General features: G+C 32.9%; 16 protein-coding genes. 10 read left to right on the plus strand and 6 right to left on the minus strand.

Going from position 1 to position 19,490, the window contains the following annotated elements; genetic code table 11:
- Positions 1–122 precede the first annotated feature (122 nt).
- From clpB to M4I21_RS03035, 3 genes are all read left to right on the plus strand, one after another.
- A complete protein-coding gene (gene clpB / locus M4I21_RS03025) occupies positions 123–2,711 on the plus strand; it encodes an ATP-dependent chaperone ClpB (protein WP_249557549.1) in 2,589 nt (862 codons plus the stop codon).
- Between the two features lie 101 nt (positions 2,712–2,812).
- Positions 2,813–3,409, plus strand: coding sequence for a TetR/AcrR family transcriptional regulator (locus tag M4I21_RS03030; protein ID WP_249557550.1), 597 nt, complete (start codon positions 2,813–2,815; stop codon positions 3,407–3,409).
- A gap of 119 nt (positions 3,410–3,528) precedes the next feature.
- On the plus strand, positions 3,529–4,074 hold the full coding sequence (locus M4I21_RS03035; RefSeq protein ID WP_249557551.1) for a phosphoglycerate mutase family protein: 546 nt from the start codon (positions 3,529–3,531) through the stop codon (positions 4,072–4,074).
- Here M4I21_RS03035 and M4I21_RS03040 read toward each other — a convergent pair.
- Entirely contained in the window at positions 4,061–4,798 is a 738-nt protein-coding gene (locus M4I21_RS03040) for a DUF6503 family protein (RefSeq protein ID WP_249557552.1), read from the minus strand. The two genes, M4I21_RS03035 and M4I21_RS03040, sit on opposite strands and share 14 nt — an antisense overlap.
- An 85-nt stretch (positions 4,799–4,883) precedes the next feature.
- Between M4I21_RS03040 and smpB the strand changes: the two genes are divergently transcribed.
- Positions 4,884–5,345, plus strand: coding sequence for an SsrA-binding protein SmpB (smpB, locus tag M4I21_RS03045; protein ID WP_249557786.1), 462 nt, complete (start codon positions 4,884–4,886; stop codon positions 5,343–5,345).
- Here the strand turns inward: smpB and M4I21_RS03050 are convergent.
- Positions 5,342–5,983 (minus strand): protein-L-isoaspartate(D-aspartate) O-methyltransferase, encoded by a 642-nt coding sequence (locus tag M4I21_RS03050; protein ID WP_249557553.1) that lies wholly within the window; start codon positions 5,981–5,983, stop codon positions 5,342–5,344. The two genes, smpB and M4I21_RS03050, sit on opposite strands and share 4 nt — an antisense overlap.
- Positions 5,984–6,155: 172 nt before the next feature.
- Between M4I21_RS03050 and M4I21_RS03055 the strand changes: the two genes are divergently transcribed.
- Positions 6,156–6,734 (plus strand): PhnA domain-containing protein, encoded by a 579-nt coding sequence (locus M4I21_RS03055; protein WP_249557554.1) that lies wholly within the window; start codon positions 6,156–6,158, stop codon positions 6,732–6,734.
- Between the two features lie 32 nt (positions 6,735–6,766).
- Positions 6,767–7,507, plus strand: coding sequence for a tyrosine-protein phosphatase (locus M4I21_RS03060; RefSeq protein ID WP_249557555.1), 741 nt, complete (start codon positions 6,767–6,769; stop codon positions 7,505–7,507).
- Between the two features lie 54 nt (positions 7,508–7,561).
- Here the strand turns inward: M4I21_RS03060 and M4I21_RS03065 are convergent, their stop codons facing one another.
- From M4I21_RS03065 to M4I21_RS03080, 4 genes are read right to left on the minus strand one after another with little or no spacing between them, the layout of a single operon-like run.
- Entirely contained in the window at positions 7,562–9,937 is a 2,376-nt protein-coding gene (locus M4I21_RS03065; protein ID WP_249557556.1) for a GumC family protein, read from the minus strand.
- 36 nt (positions 9,938–9,973) lie between these two features.
- Complete coding sequence (locus M4I21_RS03070; RefSeq protein ID WP_249557557.1) at positions 9,974–10,762, minus strand: polysaccharide biosynthesis/export family protein; 789 nt, start codon at positions 10,760–10,762, stop codon at positions 9,974–9,976.
- 14 nt (positions 10,763–10,776) lie between these two features.
- Positions 10,777–12,708, minus strand: coding sequence for a polysaccharide biosynthesis protein (locus tag M4I21_RS03075; RefSeq protein WP_249557558.1), 1,932 nt, complete (start codon positions 12,706–12,708; stop codon positions 10,777–10,779).
- The gene (locus tag M4I21_RS03080) at positions 12,705–13,832 is read right to left on the minus strand and encodes an aminotransferase class I/II-fold pyridoxal phosphate-dependent enzyme (RefSeq protein WP_249557559.1); all 1,128 of its coding nucleotides are present in this window, start codon (positions 13,830–13,832) and stop codon (positions 12,705–12,707) included. Before M4I21_RS03080 ends, M4I21_RS03075 begins: the two co-directional genes overlap by 4 nt.
- A gap of 469 nt (positions 13,833–14,301) precedes the next feature.
- Between M4I21_RS03080 and M4I21_RS03085 the strand changes: the two genes are divergently transcribed.
- Genes M4I21_RS03085 through M4I21_RS03100 form a run of 4 tightly spaced genes read left to right on the plus strand, consistent with a single transcriptional unit; the run spans position 14,302 to position 19,453 of the window.
- Entirely contained in the window at positions 14,302–15,300 is a 999-nt protein-coding gene (locus M4I21_RS03085) for an SDR family oxidoreductase (protein WP_249557560.1), read from the plus strand.
- A gap of 22 nt (positions 15,301–15,322) precedes the next feature.
- Positions 15,323–16,606, plus strand: a complete 1,284-nt coding sequence (locus M4I21_RS03090) for a nucleotide sugar dehydrogenase (protein ID WP_249557561.1) — start codon at positions 15,323–15,325, stop codon at positions 16,604–16,606.
- Positions 16,607–16,646: 40 nt separating this feature from the next.
- Positions 16,647–18,176, plus strand: a complete 1,530-nt coding sequence (locus M4I21_RS03095) for a lipopolysaccharide biosynthesis protein (protein ID WP_249557562.1) — start codon at positions 16,647–16,649, stop codon at positions 18,174–18,176.
- Complete coding sequence (locus M4I21_RS03100) at positions 18,173–19,453, plus strand: hypothetical protein (RefSeq protein ID WP_249557563.1); 1,281 nt, start codon at positions 18,173–18,175, stop codon at positions 19,451–19,453. The genes M4I21_RS03095 and M4I21_RS03100 overlap by 4 nt, the downstream gene beginning before the upstream one ends.
- Positions 19,454–19,490 lie beyond the last annotated feature (37 nt).

Below are 19,490 nucleotides of genomic sequence, written 5' to 3' on the forward strand. Positions count from 1 at the left end.
ACAACTGACTAAATGTCTTGCTTAATCGAATAAAAACAGCCATTTTGTCTTACGTTTGTGTTTGGTAAGGTAATTGTCTTTTATCTTGTAAAAATACTAATACTCTAAAAAATACAACATATATGAACATTAATAATTTCACAATAAAATCCCAAGAATCCTTACAGCAAGCACAATTACTTGCTCAAGAGCTTGGAAACCAGCAAATAGAGAACGAACATTTATTTAAAGCGCTAATTAAGGTAGATGAAAACGTAATGCCTTTCATCCTAAAAAAGCTGAATGTAAACGTTGCGTTATTAACACAAATTATAGACAAAGAGCTACAGAGTTTACCAAAAGTAACTGGCGGAGATATTATAATGTCTCGTGAAGCTGGTAAAACAGTTAACGAAGCTATCATTGTTGCTAAAAAAATGAATGATGAGTACGTATCTACCGAACACTTACTCTTAGCTGTTTTTAAATCTAAAAGTAAAATTTCTCAGATTCTAAAAGATCAAGGAGTAACAGAAAAAGATTTAACTGCTGCTATTACAGAATTAAGAAATGGCAACAACGTAACATCGCAAAGTGCAGAAGAAAACTATAATTCATTAGAAAAATATGCTAAAAACTTAAACAGATTAGCAGATGAAGGTAAGTTAGACCCAGTAATTGGTAGAGATGAAGAAATACGTAGAGTATTGCAAATTTTATCTCGTAGAACAAAGAACAATCCAATGTTAGTTGGTGAGCCAGGTGTTGGTAAAACCGCAATAGCAGAAGGAATTGCACACCGTATAATTCAAGGAGATATTCCTGAAAACTTAAAGGATAAAATTATTTATTCTTTAGATATGGGAGCACTAATTGCAGGTGCAAAATACAAAGGTGAATTCGAGGAAAGACTAAAGTCTGTTATTAAAGAGGTAACATCTGCAGACGGACAAATAGTATTGTTTATAGATGAGATACACACACTTGTTGGTGCTGGTGGTGGAGATGGTGCAATGGATGCTGCTAACATTTTAAAACCTGCTTTAGCCCGTGGAGAGTTACGCGCAATTGGTGCTACTACCCTAGACGAATATCAAAAGTATTTTGAAAAGGATAAAGCCCTAGAGCGTAGATTTCAGAAAATTGTAGTAGATGAGCCTAGTACAGAAAGTTCGATCTCTATTTTAAGGGGAATTAAAGAAAAGTATGAGGCACACCATAAAGTACGCATTAAAGATGAGGCTGTAATTGGCGCCGTAGAATTATCTCAACGTTACATTACAAATAGATTTTTACCAGATAAGGCCATAGATTTAATGGACGAGGCTGCGGCTAAATTACGAATGGAAATTAACTCTAAACCAGAAGAGTTAGATGTTTTAGATCGTAAAATAATGCAACTAGAAATAGAGATTGAGGCTATTAAAAGGGAAGATGACAAGGATAAATTAAAGAGCCTAAACATAGATCTTGCTAATATTAAAGAAGAACGCAACGAAATTTTTGCCAAATGGGATAGCGAAAAAACAGTTGTAGACAATATACAGCAAGTAAAACAAGATATAGAAAACTATAAGATAGAAGCAGAACGCGCAGAACGTAATGGTGATTATGGTAAAGTAGCAGAAATACGCTACGGTAAAATTAAAGAATCGCAAGAGGCTTTAGAAAAACTGCAGAATACATTAGCAGAACAACAAAGTCACGGTACTTTAATACAAGAAGAAGTAACCTATGAAGACATTGCTGATGTTGTAGCTAAATGGACAGGTATACCTGTAACCAAGATGCTAAAAAGCGAAAGAGAAAAGTTACTTGATCTTGAGTCCGTTTTACACAAACGTGTTGTTGGGCAAGAAGAAGCTATAGTAGCAGTGTCTGACGCCATTAGAAGAAGCAGGTCTGGCTTGCAAGATGCCAAACGCCCAATTGGTTCGTTCTTATTTTTAGGTACAACAGGTGTTGGTAAAACAGAATTGGCAAAAACACTAGCATCGTATTTATTTGATGACGAAAATGCATTGACTAGAATAGATATGAGTGAGTACCAAGAACGACACTCTGTAAGTAGATTGGTTGGTGCACCTCCGGGATACGTTGGTTATGATGAAGGCGGACAATTAACTGAAGCTGTTAGACGTAGACCTTATTCTGTTATATTGTTAGATGAAATAGAAAAAGCACATCCAGATACTTTTAATATTTTATTACAAGTGTTAGATGAAGGAAGACTAACAGATAACAAAGGACGAGTAGCAGATTTTAAGAATACCATTATTATCATGACAAGTAATATAGGTAGTTCTATAATACAAGAAAGTTTTGACAAGCATAAAGATGCTATAAAAGCAACTGAAGCTGCAAAAGCAGATGTATTAGGATTATTAAGATCTAGTATTAGGCCAGAGTTTTTAAATAGAATAGATGATATTTTAATGTTTACACCATTATCTAAAAAAGACATCATAAAAATTGTTCGTATACAATTAAATAGTCTTAAGAAATTGGTTGCAGAACAAAACATTACAATAGATGCTACAGATGAAGCTGTATTGTTTTTAGCAGACAAAGGTTACGATCCGCAATATGGAGCTAGACCCGTAAAAAGAACAATTCAGAAAGAAGTATTAAATAACTTATCTAAAGAAATATTGGCTGGTAATGTAGCCACCGATAGCATTGTTTTAATAGATAGTTTTGATAATAAACTGGTATTTAGAAACGAGAAATAAGAAAAAGTGACAAGAATAGTAAAAAAGCTTCCGTTAAGGGAGCTTTTTTTATGGTTCTATTTTATAGATTTTATATATTCGTAGAAACAACCAAGAAGCATATGTCCACTAAGGCAGAAAAAACTAAAGAATTCATAATAAAAACTTCTGCGCCAATATTTAGCAAGCAAGGCTATGTTGGTACAAGTATGAGCGATATTACCAAAGCAACTGGACTAACAAAAGGTGCTTTATATGGTAATTTTAAAAACAAAGAAGAAATAGCATTAGCTGCTTTTGAATACAATACAAACAAGCTTTTAGCTAAGATTGATGAGCGTTTAGAAATTGAAGGTAATTCTTTAGATAAAATATTCAGTTTAACAAGCTTCTACAGGCAATATGCCGTTTTTACATTAGATATGGGCGGCTGTCCAATAATTAATGTAGGTGTAGATGCAGAATACAACAACAAGACGTTATCTGGTGCAGCCAAAGAAATAGTACGTACCATAGAAGGTAAAATAGCAGCAGTATTAGAAATAGGTGTAAATAACAATGAACTAAAACTACCTGTATCGCCCTTGCAATTTGCAAAACAGCTCTATACGATGTTACAAGGTTCTGTAGCTATGGCCACTGTTACTCAAGATCGCAAATACCTTTTAAATACGGTTACCTACATTAACCACCTTATAGAAAAAGAAGTTAAAATATAGATTTTTCTATAATACCTTAAATACAAGCATACCCCTAACTTTTTAATAGAAAAGCAATATACTTTTCTACTAAAAATTAAGTTATACTACATACAACAACCTCAATAATTTATTTTAAAATGAAATTTATAAAATCTATTTTTTTAGTACTTCTATTCACAGGATTATTTAGCTGCAAAGACACAAAAGACGCACCAAAAGAAGAACCAGCAGATAACACGGTATCTACCTTTTACTTTATAAGACACGCAGAAAAAGACAGATCTAATCAAGAAAACCAAGATCCAGAATTATCGCAACAAGGTTTGGGAAGGTCTATATTTTGGGCGAAAGCTTTTGAGCCTGTAGATTTTGATGCTATATACTCTACAGATTACCAAAGAACACAAATGACGGCAGCACCAACAGCCATTCAAAAAAATATTACGGTAACTAGTTATGATCCTACTACAATAGATCCGCAACAGTTTGTTACAGATAATTTTGGTAAAAAAGTACTAGTTGTAGGGCATAGCAATACCATTAATCAATTTGTAAATGCTATTATTGGCGAAGAAAAATACCCACAGATAGACGATTATGATAACAGTGGCTTATATACCGTTACAATTATTGGTGACCAAGCCACTGCTAGCAAACTTAATTTAGATATTAGTCGAGAGTAATATTTTTCAACTCTATTTTAGATAGCAATTCTAAACCATTATTCAGGTACATACTATCTATTTCTAAAATCTTATCAGATTCGGTTTTAGGTTTGTAGTTTTCATAATCTACAAATCTAATTCCGTTTACAACTCTCTCGTTATACGCTACTCTAAAACGCATACCTCCATCATTCACAAAAAACTTATATGCTAAATAATCGGGCTTAAAAGTCTCTTTATTAAACCAATACAGGTACGTATCGTCAAAATCATCGCCTCCACCCTCTTCACTAAAAGTAACTTTTACTTTGTAATAGTCTTTCCCTTTAATAGTAACTTCTCCCAAGTATTTTTTAGTTACCGCAGCATCATTTAAACCATAAGGTAAAAGTGCAAAGTAAAAAACTGAATTTATAGCATTGTCATATTTTTTAGCCATAGAATCTACTACCACAACAAGGCTATCATTTACCAATCTGCTAAACTTTTCCGCTTTAACATCCGTAATACTAGAAGAATCTTGCATAAAAATGCGCTTCATTACCTTTTTTCCATCAGTTTGCTCTAACACATACTTTTTATCTCTAAACTCAAAAGAAATATTTTTTGTTTGATACAAATCACCTCCGGTAACCTCAATAGATTTATCAACAATTGTTTGTGCTGTTACTTCTTCCTTCTTTTCATTCTTACAAGCTGCAATTACTATCAGCAATAAGAAAAGTATCGTTTTTTTCATCATAAAATAAAATCTTTAGTGCATTAGTTGTAATGCTTTTAAATTCTTTACAAAATTGGTTTAAATTATTCTATTTTTGTACTCTATGATGCAGAAAAAAATAAATATAAAAAACAAAAGAGCTAGGTTTGAGTATGAGCTTATTGATACTTATACAGCTGGCTTAGTATTATCTGGAACTGAGATAAAGTCTATTCGTGAAGGCAAAGCATCTATTACAGAAAGTTTTTGCGAGTTTAACGATAGAGGTGAACTTTTTATTATAAATATGCAGGTAGACGAGTACTCTCACGGCTCTCACTACAATCACAAACCAAAGGCAGAACGTAAGTTATTATTAAATAAAGGAGAATTAAAAAAGTTAGAGAAAGAAGTAAAAAATTCTGGACTAACAATTGTACCGCTTAATCTTTTTTTAAATGATAGAGGTCTTGCCAAAATAAACATATCATTAGCCAAGGGTAAAAAGCTACACGATAAACGAGACAGTATTAAAGATAGAGATAACAAAAGAGATTTAGACCGCGTTAAAAAAAGTTTTAACAACTAGTTTTTATTTTCTAGAAGTGGTACAAATTTAAAAGAACCAAATTCCTGCTTTTCAAACTCTAACTCAGATTTACGTACAAACAGCGTCATTATTTGGTCTACTACCCCAACTGGTATCACCAACCTACCTCCTATTTTTAATTGCGCTAGTAACGGCTTAGGCACTATTGGCGCACCTGCCGTAACTATAATACCATCGTAAGGTGCTTCTTCTGGATACCCTTTATAACCATCTCCTAGAATTGCCTTTTTAGGTCTAATTCCCATTTTAGGAAAAAACAACTTGTTCTTTTTAAATAACTGAGATTGTCTTTCTATAGTAAAAACACGCGCACCAAGTTGTAATAAAACTGCTGTTTGGTACCCACTACCTGTTCCTATTTCTAAAATAACATCGTTTGGCTTTACCTCTAACAATTGCGACTGAAAGGCAACAGTATAAGGCTGAGAAATTGTTTGCTCCGCTCCTATAGGAAATGCTTTGTCTTGATAGGCGTGATCTTCAAAACTACTGTCTAAAAACAAATGTCTAGGCACCTTTTTAATTGCCTCAATTACCAATGTATCAGTAATTCCTTTGGCTATTAAAATGTCTGCTAAAAGGTTGCGTTTACCACGGTGTTTTAAGGTATCCTTCAAGGGTATTTATGGTTTAGTTTGAGATGCGAATTTAAGCATAAAAAACAGGATTTTCTAGTAAAAACTACTTGTAGAAATAGAATTATATATCTAAAATTAAACTTGTGCACTTACTAAGTTTAGAACAAACATTATACGTATTTTTGAAAAATAATAATTAAAGAAATATCGTATGAGCATCGAAAGAGAATTAAGTAAACGAAGCCAAAACAAATGTGAACTTTGCTCCAATGAAGAAAATTTAGCTCCTTATGCAGTTTTACCTGCTAAAAACGGAGATTTACAGGACACTATATTTGCTTGTGCTACATGTATTACGCAAATAGAAGATCCAGAGCAAACAGACCCTAACCACTGGCGCTGTTTAAATGACAGTATGTGGAGTGAGCAAATACCTGTACAAATTATTGCTTGGCGCATGCTTAGTAGATTGCGTAAAGAAGGTTGGCCACAAGATCTTTTAGATATGATGTATCTAGATGATGACAATTTAGAATGGGCAAAAGCAACAAATGAAGGTGAAGCCGACGAAGACAAAATAATACACAGAGACAGTAATGGTGTTATTATTAATGCTGGCGATAGTGTTGTTCTTATCAAAGATTTACCGGTTAAAGGATCTAGCATGATTGCTAAAAGAGGAACTGCAGTACGTAGGGTATCTTTAGATCACGAAAATGCAGAATACATAGAAGGTAAAGTAGACGGACAACAGGTTGTTATTATTACCAAGTACGTAAAAAAATTATAAGTTCTAAGTAACTCAAAGAGAAATACATTTTAATGTTTCATTTTTTTAGTAAAAAATATTTTTTAGTTGACTATTTAGAGGGGTTTACAGATATTCATAATCACATTCTACCCGGTATAGATGACGGTGCAAAAACACCTGAAGAATCTATTGCCATTTTAAAAGGGTTTAAAGAATTTGGAGTAACTAATTTTATAGCTACACCACATATTATGAGTGGCTATTACCCAAACACACCGCAAACGATTAAAGCATCTTTGGCGCTGTTACAAAACGAACTAAAGAATAACAATCTGGACTCTTTTACCATAGAAGTTGCGGCAGAGCATATGGTAGATCCTTATTTTGAAAGCATCATAGATACAAAAACCTTTATGCCTTTAAAAGAAGATTTTATATTAATAGAGATGTCTTTTTTACAAGAATCTATTAATTTTAAAGCGGCTGTACAGAAATTAAATCAGTTACCAATTTCACCTATTCTAGCACATCCAGAACGGTATGCTTTTGTACACAACAAATTTGGTGATTATCAGTATTACAAAGAGCTAGGTACATTTTTTCAATTAAACCTACTGTCGCTCTGTAATTATTATGGCCCAGAGGTACACAAAGCAGCTTTAAAACTATTGGATGCTAACATGTACAACTTTGCTGGTTCAGATGTTCATAATAGCAGGCAGCTAAAAACTCTAAAAGAAATAAAGCTACCATTAAAAACAATTGAAAAACTTAAACCAATTATAGAAAATACAAATTATAATTTTGGTTAAAATAAAAATCCCAGCCTTAGTAGAGCTGGGATTTTTATTTTATAAATGGAATCTTTATTTTTTAAATAAATGCCACCATCTTTTCTTATTTACACCATAACCGTATCCGTATTTACCACCGTAACCTAAATCGGCTTCTGGTACATCATTCACAATAAAGCTAAGGTTATTAATCTTGCCTTCTTGTTTTAAGTGTATTGGGTGTTGTATTACTTTATTTTCTGTAGAACCAGCTCTTGTAACATACAATAACTGATCTGCATACTTGCTTATTAATAACGTATCTGTAACCACAACCATAGGCGCTGTATCTACAATAACATAATCGTACTGCTCAGACACTTCTTCAAATAAGGTCTTCATCTTAGTACTCATTAATAACTCTGCCGGGTTTGGCGGAATTTTACCAGAGTAGATAATATCTAATTTAGTTTCTCCTAAAACGGTAGACTTAATTATATCACGAACACCAATATCAGATGTTAAGTACTCTGTAAGACCAACGTTTTTCTTTCTTGTATTTCCTTTTTCTTCAGAAGGATCAAAAAATGTATACAATTTAGGATTTCTAATATCTGCTCCTACCAACAATACTTTCTTATCTGTATTTGCAAAAATAAGTGCCAAGTTAGATGCTAAAAAGGTTTTACCCTCTCCAGATACACTAGAAGTCATAAATACAATATTGTTCTTTTTACCATTGGTATTAGACTGCATAAAGTAATCTATATTAGTACGCAGAATTCTAAAAGCTTCTGCTTGTACAGATCTGTCGTTCTTTTTTACCAATCCTGGATTTTTACCTAAACTTGGTATTTCTGCAAGCACTGGTATAGATCCTACTAGTTTTTCTAAATCTAATTTATTATGAATTTTGTTATCTAATAAATCGCTTACATATATAAATCCAAAAGGTATAAATAGACTTGCTACTAGTGCTAACAAATAAATATTTCTCTTTACAGGATATACAGGACCATACCCGTAATTGTACGCATTATCTATCGTTTTTAGTTTAGGAGTTGCAGATGCAAAAGCAATCTGAGACTCTTCTCTTCGTTGTAATAAAAACAAATAAATACCTTCTATACTATTTTGCTTTCTAGTTATGTCTGTTAATTTTCTTTGGTTCGTTGGCGATGTATACAGCTTAGATCTAAACTGACTTACCTGCTTGCTTAAATTATTAACCTGCAATCCCAGCGCGTTTTTTGTACTAGATAAACTAGATGCCACTCCCTGCTTAATACCAGATAGCTGATCGTTTAAAGCAAGTACAGCTGGGTTATTAGCGCTCGCATTCTTTAAAAGATTATTTCTAGTAATAACCAATTCGTTGTATTTACTTACAGAGCTAGAAATAGAAGGATCTTGCATAACCCCGGTTGGTAAAACATTAAAACCATTTTGATTTTCAACCTGGTCTTTCATCGCATCTACAATTCCCAATTGTATTCTAGCACTCTCTAATTCTTGACTACTAGAGGTACTCATCGTATAATTAAAACTGGTCTCCCCTTGAATATCGGAAACTCCTTTTTCACTTTTAAATTCTTGCTCTTCTTGGTCGTAACCAGACAAACTAGAGGCAATAACCTTTATTCTATCATCAATAAAATTAGATGTTTTATCGGCGATAGCTTTTCTTGCGTCCAGTGCGTTTTTATTGTTTATTCTAATCAATTCATCTAGAACATCTTTGGCTTTTTGTTGGTCTACATCTGTTAAAAACAAATCTAACATTTTAGACCCCTTTTCTGTAGGCGCTATACTTACTTTTCCTCTATACGCTCCTGCTATTGCCTCTACAGGACTAACTATAACCTTAAATTTTCTCCCTTTGTATCCTTTTGGGTTTGTAAAAGCTGGTGTTATTACAATATCACCTGCTGCTGTTGGCACTTTAGATCCAAAAGTAAATTTCTTTACTTTAGATTCTGCTGTCTTAGAATACCCAAACTTATCTTCAGAGATGTAATTGATATAAAATGAAAGATTCGCTTTATCTACAATAGAATCATGTTCTAAGAAGTTAAATGTAAACGGCGGTTTTTTATAAACTTCTGTTTCTAAAATCCGACCCTCTGTAAATACTCTTACATTTAGATTTAAATTTTTAACTACCTCTATAAAATTAGATCTCGATTTAATAGATAGTATCTCATCCAACACCTCTACATCGCCATCCGAAGAAAACCCACCCATGTCTTTTAAAACACTCAACTCACTTTTAGAACCTTGTTCAGATATAATCTGAATTTTAGCAATAGCCGAATATTGAGGTACCGTATACCTGAGGTAAACAAAAGCTAGCGCCAATGCTAAAAACACAGAAACTACAAACCACTTCCAATGTTTGGTGTAGTTTTTAATAATTTCTTTAATGTCAATACCGCTTTTTATACCACTACTGGTAGAATTTATTTCCATATTTTTTAACGTCTAAATCTTTAATTGTATCTAATTTTAGTTTCTTAATAAAACGACAACCGTAGTTGTTAGTGTTAATAATAAAGAAGCCACAGATAATGTTAAGGCTCTATTACTAGATTTAGATTCGTTAATTTTAGATTGATTTGGTTCTACGTAAATTACATCGTTTTGTGTAAGGTAATATACAGGAGAATTTAAAACTTCTTTTCTTGTTAAATCTATACGTGTAGACACTTTGGTACCATTAAAGTCTCTCATTACTAAAACGTTACTTCTATTCCCTGTAATATCTAAATCACCTGCCAAACCTAAGGCCTGTAATACTGTAATACGTTGTCCTGGAATATAAAATGTACCTGGAGATCTAACTTGTCCTAAAACAGTAATATTAAAACCATCTAAAGCTACAATTACTTGTGGATCTTTTAAAAGACCACCATCTATTAATTTACTTCGTACAGATGCTTTTACCTCAGGAATAGACATTCCCTTTACTTGTTGCACTCCTAAAACTGGCAATGTAATGTTACCATCTACATCTACTAAATAATACGTCATCCCAGCAGTTGCTTGTTCACCACTAGCCGTAACACCCGTAGACATATTAAAAGGTGCACTTGCAATTGGATTTTCACTTGTAATACTCAATGCTACTTTATCACCCACTTTTAATCTTGGCGTGTATGTTTCTGTAGCTACCATTGTTTCAAAAGCAGATAAGTTTTGAAAATAAACTACATCTTTTTTTGAAGCACAAGAAAATAAAATTGCAATGATAAAAAATGGGAGAACTTTATTTAAAATTGATTGGATGGTTTTCATATAGTTATGTTTACTTAGTTAATGTTTGTTAGTATATTTTGTTCTTTGTCTTTTGCCATTTCTTTATCTACTTCGCAAAGGTCAGAATTGCTAGAGATAAACTCTGGAACTATTTGTTTCATTAAGCTTATGGTATTAGACTTAAAGAACATATTATTTATACACAACTCATCTATTAAAGAACGTGTTTTTAAATAATCTAGTCCTCTTACTCTACTTATCATTATTTTTTTATGATACGTAGGCATTGTATTTTCTCCATTCGCCAAAAGCTCTTCATACAACTTTTCTCCTGGTCTAAGTCCTGTAATTTTAATATCCATTTCTTCAGGATATTTTAAACCACAAAGTTTAATCATGTTCTTAGCAAGATCAAATATCTTAACAGATTTACCCATATCAAATATAAAGATCTCTCCGCCTTCTCCCATTGCTCCAGCCTCTAATACCAATTGAGATGCTTCTGGAATAGTCATAAAAAAACGAGTTACATTTTTGTGTGTCACGGTTAACGGACCTCCTTTATCTATTTGTTTTTTAAATAACGGAATTACAGACCCATTAGAACCTAAAACATTACCAAAACGAGTCGTAATAAACTTCGTTTTTTGTTCTTGCTGCATGCAACTAATATACATTTCTGCAATTCGTTTGGTACCCCCCATAACATTGGTTGGGTTTACCGCTTTATCTGTAGATACAAACACAAATTTTTCTACATTGTGCTGTATTGCCAAATCTGCCAACACCTTTGTACCCGCAACATTAATTTTTATGGCCTCATAAGAATTATACTCCATTAAAGGAACATGCTTGTATGCTGCTGCATGAAATATAATACTTGGATTGTGCTCTGTAAAAATATGGTTTAGTCTATTCTTGTCTCTAATATCGCCAACAATAGGTAAGAAGTTATGAAATCCGTTTTGTTTTAATTCCTGTTGTAAATCGTACAAAGCAGATTCTGCTTGGTCTATAACAATTAAAGATTTATAATCGTATTTGCATATTTGGCGCACCAACTCGCTCCCTATAGAACCTGCACCACCTGTAACTACAACTACTTTATCTTTTAATTCCCCAGATATTTTAGAATTTTCAATAGTTATGGGTGCTCTATCTAATAGATCTTCAATCTGTACTTGTTTAATCTGCGAGAATTTTAATTCCCCATTAATCCAATCTTCAACTGGCGGTACAATTTTAACCTTCACAGGATAATCTACCATACCCTCTACCAACTCTCTTAACGCTGTAGGGTTTATATTCTGAATAGAAAAAATAACCTCAGAGATACTATTTGCAACAATAAACTCCTCATTAAGATCTTGTTTACTGTATACCTTAACTCCGTTTATACTTTTGCCTACCTTTTTGTTATTGTTATCTATATACCCAACAACCTTTACATTAGATTTAGAATGGTTTGTAATGGCACTGTGTGTAATAATACCAGACTCACCTGCTCCATATATTAGAACACGCTTTGTATTGTGTAAGCTTTTATTAACTATGGTATTGTATAAAGATTTAAATAAGTATCTAGAAGCAGATAATGCCAAAAAGCCTATTAAACTGTGTACAATAATAATCTGTAAAGGAATGGTTGTCCACCCAAAAACAGCCAATTTCTTATTCGCCAAGACCAATAAAATCATCAAAATACTAGACAAGCAAATCGCGTTAAAAATGTTGTAGACATCTTTAACCCCTGTATGTCTAACAACTCCTTTATAAGAACCTGTTATTAAAAAAGCCACGGTAGAAACAACAGCCACTATAGGAATCTGAAACGGCAGTTGTGCCACATCAAATTCCAACGTTAAATTATATCTAATAAGGTAAGATAGGATAAAGGCAATTATCATAACAACCACATCTATACCCAAGACAAGCCATTTAGAGGCATATCTAGCTACATTATTATTTAAGTAATTTTTAATCATAAAAACTTAGACTTTATAATACGTACAACTCTTTCTAAATCTTCTTTTTCTAAATTAGAACCACTTGGCAAACACAAGCCTCTTTCAAAAAGATTTTCAGATGTTCCATCCATATAACTAGCACAACCGTTAAAGACAGGTTGTAAATGCATCGGTTTCCATAACGGACGGGACTCTATATTTTCCTCTAACAATAGTAATCTAATTTCTTCTCTAACTTTAAAAGATGGTGTTAAAATACAACTTAGCCATCTATTAGAAAAAGAACCTTCTGGTTCGTTTAAAAATTCAATTTCTTCTATTGTTTGTAAATTATCGTAATAATACTGATAATTTGCTCTTCTAGCCGCTACTCTTTCATCTAAAACAAGCATTTGTCCACGACCAATTCCGGCCAAGACATTACTCATTCTATAATTGTACCCAACAACGCTATGTTGGTAATGAGGAGCATCTTCTCTAGCCTGTGTCGCTAAGAAAATTGCTTTATTCTTTATGTTTTCATCCTTGGTAACCAATGCGCCGCCACCAGATGTTGTAATTATTTTATTTCCATTAAAAGATAAAATACCAATAGCACCAAAACTACCACATTTTTCACCTTTAAATGTACTCCCTAAAGCTTCTGCACTATCTTCTACTACAGGAATATCAAATTCTTTTGCAACAGCTGTAATTTCGGTAACATTATACGGCATCCCATACAAATGTACCGCTACTATTGCCTTAGGTTTTTTACCCTTTGCAATTCTATCTACAATAGCTTCTTTTAATAATTTAGGAGACATATTCCAAGTGTCTACTTCACAGTCTACAAATACAGGAGTAGCACCCAAATATTTTATTGGGTTGGCAGATGCAGAAAAAGTAAATGTCTGACATAGCACCTCGTCACCAGCAGAAACACCTAATATCTCTAATGCCAAATGTATTGCTCCTGTTCCAGAACTAAGCGCTGCAGTAAACACATTACTATCTATATAGGTTGCTATTGCATTTTCAAAAGAAGTAACATTTGGTCCCAAAGGAGCTATCCAATTGGTGTCAAAAGCTTCTTTTACAAATTTTTGTTCCTCTCCACCCATGTGCGGAGATGACAACCATATTTTACTTTGTTCTGGCATATATTTAATTTAATACGAATAAAAGTGTTTCCTATTCTCTACTAATTTTCAAATTTATCGTAATTTTTTTCATTTAAGGAGTAGTACTTTAATAAATCGGTAAACTTGTATAAAAATCGATTAAATACTGTGTAAGGCTTTACTTAGCACCCAATCTTTCTTCAATTTAGAGTTACACCAACTTTAATGCCAAGAATAAAAATAACAATCCTGCCCTATATGAGGCTCCTACAAAACAATAACAAAAAACTCTTTTTTGCTTCACTTTTTACACGCTGGTTTTTTTAGCTAAAATCGACTTTATTTAGACACAAAAATTAAAATAAATTAGCTCCTAAACGGCAATTTTAAAAGAGATATTAAAACTTTAACCACTATAAATTACAATTCATCGGAAATAACATTGCTTTAAATAAAAAAGCAGTTATTTCGCACTTTAAATTCACTCGTATATTTTCAAAAACAATAAATGGATATTACAACATTACAACTAGACGCTAACTTGCATATTTTAGTAACTGGCGGTGCCGGTTTTATTGGCTCTAATTTAATTGAAGCTTTACTAAAAAATGGCAATAAAGTTACTTGTTTAGACAACTTTGCTACAGGACACAAGAAAAACATAGAACAACACTTTAACAACCCAAAATTTACATTAATAGAGGGCGACATTCGTACTTTAGACGATTGTAAAAAAGCAACTACAGGCGTAGATTACATTTTACACCAAGCTGCTTTGGGTTCTGTTCCTAGATCTATAAACGATCCTATTACAAGTAATGCTGTTAATGTATCTGGTTTTTTAAATATGTTAGTCGCTGCAAGAGATAATGGTGTAAAACGTTTTGTTTATGCTGCTAGCTCATCTACGTATGGCGATTCTAAAGGTTTACCTAAGGTAGAACATGTGATAGGAAAACCGTTGTCTCCGTACGCCATAACAAAATATGTGAATGAATTGTATGCTGATATTTTTTCTAAAACATACGGTATAGAAACGGTTGGCTTGCGTTATTTTAATGTCTTTGGACGAAAACAAGATCCTAAAGGGGCTTATGCCGCTGTTATTCCTAAATTTGTAATGCAGTTTATGGATTACGAGTCTCCTAAAATTAACGGAGACGGATCTTTTTCTAGAGATTTTACGTATATAGACAATGTAATACAAATGAATGTTTTAGCGCTGACTACAACCAACAAAGAAGCTGTAAATACAGTGTACAATGTTGCTTGTGGCGAGCGTACAGACTTAAATGAGTTAACTACTTTGTTAAAAGAATACCTAAGTAAGTTTGACCCTAAAATTAAAGATGTTGCTGTTACGTTTGGTCCAGAAAGACAAGGAGATGTACCACACTCTTTGGCCTCTATAGACAAAGCTAAAAACTTATTAAATTACAACCCACAATACACCATTGAAGATGGCCTAAAAGAAGCCGTAGATTGGTACTGGGAAAATTTAAAATAATTTAAGAAATAAACACTACATTATGAGTACTTTAAAAATTGCTGTAATAGGATTAGGATATGTGGGCTTGCCATTAGCACGCTTGTTTGCAACCAAATATCCTGTAATTGGTTTTGATATTAACCAAGGTAGAATTGCTGAATTACAATCTGGAACAGATAGCACCCTAGAAGTTGAAGATGCTGTGTTGCAAGGTGTATTGCGTACAAATGCGCAAATGGACACTGGTTTGTTTTGCTCTCACAATTTAGAAGACATTAAAGACTGTAACTATTTTGTGATAACAGTACCTACGCCTGTAGATAAAAATAACAGACCAGATTTAACTCCATTATACAAGTCTAGTGAGACTGTTGGTAAGGTGTTAAAAAAGGGAGATATTGTAATTTACGAATCTACGGTGTACCCAGGTGCAACAGAAGAAGAGTGTATTCCTGTATTAGAAAAAGTTAGTGGTTTAAAATTTAATGTAGATTTCTTTGCTGGCTATTCTCCAGAACGTATAAACCCGGGAGATAAGGAGCATACGGTAGAAAAAATATTAAAAGTAACTTCTGGTTCTACACCAGAAATAGGACAAAAAGTAGATGCGCTATACAAATCTGTGATTACAGCAGGCACCCATTTAGCACCAACTATAAAAGTAGCCGAAGCGGCAAAAGTAATAGAGAACTCGCAACGAGATATTAATATTGCCTTTGTAAACGAGCTGGCTAAAATATTTAACTTAATGGATATAGATACACATGCTGTACTAGAAGCCGCTGGTACAAAATGGAACTTTTTACCATTTAAGCCAGGTTTGGTTGGTGGTCACTGTATCGGTGTAGATCCTTATTATTTGGCACAAAGAGCCCAAGAATTTGGGTACCATCCAGAAATTATATTAGCAGGTAGACGTTTAAACGACAGCATGGGTGGCTATGTAGGTTCTGAGGTTATTAAACTAATGCTACAAGAAGATATAAAAATTAAGAACGCGAATGTTTTAGTCTTGGGTATTACATTTAAAGAAAACTGCCCAGATGTACGTAACACACGCGCTGTAGATGTTATACAACAACTAGAGAGTTATAGTACACAGGTTACAATTTACGATCCTTGGGCTAACCCAGCAGAAGTAGTACATGAATACAATTTAGAAACAACTACCACCGTACCTCAAGGTACTTATGATGCAATTATATTAACCGTTGCACACAAAGAGTTTTTGGAGCTAGACCTACAATCTTTACTTAAGCCAAATGGTATTTTGTATGATGTTAAAGGCATACTAGATCCTAAAACAGTACACGGAAGACTATAATACTAGCAACCACTAGTTGTAAACATAAAACCAAACCATTTTGAGTCAATTAAAAAAAGGAGCCTTTTTAAATTATGCCACTATATTTTTAACAAATGTAGTGGGCATCTTATTAACTCCTTTTATTTTAAGTTACATAGGAGCTTCAGAATATGGTATATATATTACCATAGGCGCGCTAGTAGGTACAATATCTTTATTAGATTTTGGACTAAATAGTACCATTGTACGTTTTGTAGCCAAGTATAGAGCAGAGAAAGATAAAAAGGGGGAAGAAAACTTTTTGGCAACCACCATGCTTATTTTCTTTGTGATATCTGCAGTAATTGTAATTATAGGACTTGTGTTTTACAATTACTTTATAGACTCCTATTTTACAAAAATGAATGGGGAAGAAATTAAAATAGCCAAGACCATATTTGGTATTTTAATTTTTAACCTAGCTATAAGTTTGCCAGGTGCTGCTTTTACGGGCATTTGCTACGGTTACGAATCTTTTGTATTTCCTAAGACATTAAATATTATTCGGTATATAACACGCTCTCTTACTGTTGTAGCGGTATTAACATTAGGTGGCAAAGCTATTTCACTTGTTATTCTAGATACCGTATTTAACTTACTAATTATTGTAATTACATTAACTTTTGTCTTTAAGAAATTGAAGGTTAGAATAAAATTACACAGTTTTTCTTTTGTTTTTATAAAGCAAATTTTTAGTTATTCTGGGTGGATTTTTGTCTTTGCACTAGTGAGTATTTTCCAATGGAAAGCAGGTCACTGGGTATTAGGTAGTACAAGCCCTCCAGAAGTATTAACCATTTATGGTATTGGTATTACATTAGGTACCTATTACGGAGCATTCTCTACTGCTATTTCTGGCGTGTTTTTACCAAGAGCAACACAGATGACTGTAGGCAAAGCTACAGGAGAAGAATTAACAGATATGATGATAAAGATTGGAAGACTTTCCTTTATTGTCCTGATGTTTATTTTTGGAGCATTTTTGTTTTTCGGACATCAATTTGTTTTGTTATGGGTCGGTAAAACATTAGGAGCAGAAGGTAGTTATGAAGCTTGGCTCATTGCTATTATGATAATGGCAGCATATACATTACCACTTGTACAAGGTTTTGGAAACTCAATTTTAGAAGCAAAAAGTAAATTAGCATTTAAAGCGATTCTATACCTTTCTTTTATGATACTTGGTACCATACTAGGTGCGGTATTAGCGCAAGAAAATGGTGCTTTGGGTATGATTACTGGTTCTGTAGTTGCTTGGGTTATAGTGCAAAATGTAATGAATTTTTATTACCACAAAAAAATAGGCTTAAATATTATTCGTTTTTTTAAACAACTTTTAAGCAAAACAGGTATTGCCATACTACTGGTATTTGGTATAGCTTATTTTATAAACCTCATACCAGGTGAAGATTGGTTTAATTTTATATACAAGGCTATACTTTACACTATAGTATATGGCACACTTATGTATACTTTAGGCTTAATTCCTTTTGAGAAAGATTTATTTAAAAAGCCCATGAATAGCTTATTAAAAAAAATACGTAAATGAAAAAATGTACATTAAAGAATATATCATTTACTAATGATAATTCTACAATAGAATATGACTATGAACTAAGTAAGGATATCCAAAAATATTTTAATAAAGAAAATCCTTATTACGTAACTTATGAAAAAGAGATAAGTAATACTCCTAGTAGCATTGCCGTAATACCTTTTTTAGCAAATATTATGCCTATAGCATGGTTTGCAGGATTTGATGTAGTGGTAGATGAAGTAGATGAAATATTTTTTAACTCCTTAACCGAATTAAAAAAAGAGTTTACAAAGTACCACCCAAACAAAACAATTAAAGGAGAACTTATTTCAAAAAAATTAGTGAAAAATATAATTTCTGGTACAGAAACTGCTTTACTATTTAGTGGCGGTCTAGACTCTTTTGAGTCCTATACTAGAAATTATGAAAGTAATCCTTACTTAATATCTATTCATGGTGCAGATGTAGAAATAAATGATCACAAACGATGGGAAGATTTTAAACGTTACAATACGGAAGAAGAAATCGTAGCAAATGACAAATTGTGTTATATTAGTACAAATGTACGTGACTTCTACACCTATAAGGTTGATCTTTTAGTAAATATTGGCTGGTGGGGTAAAATACAACATGGCATGTCATTGTTAGGTGTTATAGCTCCTTTAGGTTATCAACTGGGAATTTCCAAAATTCTTATTGGATCTTCTAATACAGAGGAAGTTGATTTTGGCTGGGGGTCTTCACCTAATATAGATGAAAAGATGAAATGGTCTAATAGTACTGTAATTCATGATGGATACCATTTACGACGAACCGATAAAATTGACAATATTGTAGCTTTTACTAAAAATAACCATACTCCCATAAAATTAAGAGTCTGTTATTCAGAGTTAAGAGATGGGTATAATTGTAGTATTTGCGCAAAGTGCCAACGTACCATTTTTGGATTACTTTTAGCCAATAGCAACCCAAACGATTATGGCTTTAAAGTACCTGCTAATATATACTCGTTACTTTTAAATAATTTTAAAGCAAATACGGTAATGTCTACAGGTGTAAAGTATGAATGGAAGTGCTTGCAGAAAAAGGCATCAGAAATAACCGATTTTTTTGTTCTGAACAACAAAGAAACTGAAAAACAAAGTATTCAAACATTTATTAATTTGGATTTAGAAAGCCTTGTAAATGTTGATTTAGAAAAAACGAAACCCATTTTTAAGCTTAAATTTATACTACGACATAAATTTAGAAACGCTTATAAGACGTATAAAAAAATTAGATATAATTAATTTACACACGACCATTAACTCTAGTATTAGTAATACT

It is taken from the genome of Cellulophaga sp. 20_2_10, from assembly GCF_023476645.1.
GTDB lineage: Bacteria > Bacteroidota > Bacteroidia > Flavobacteriales > Flavobacteriaceae > Cellulophaga.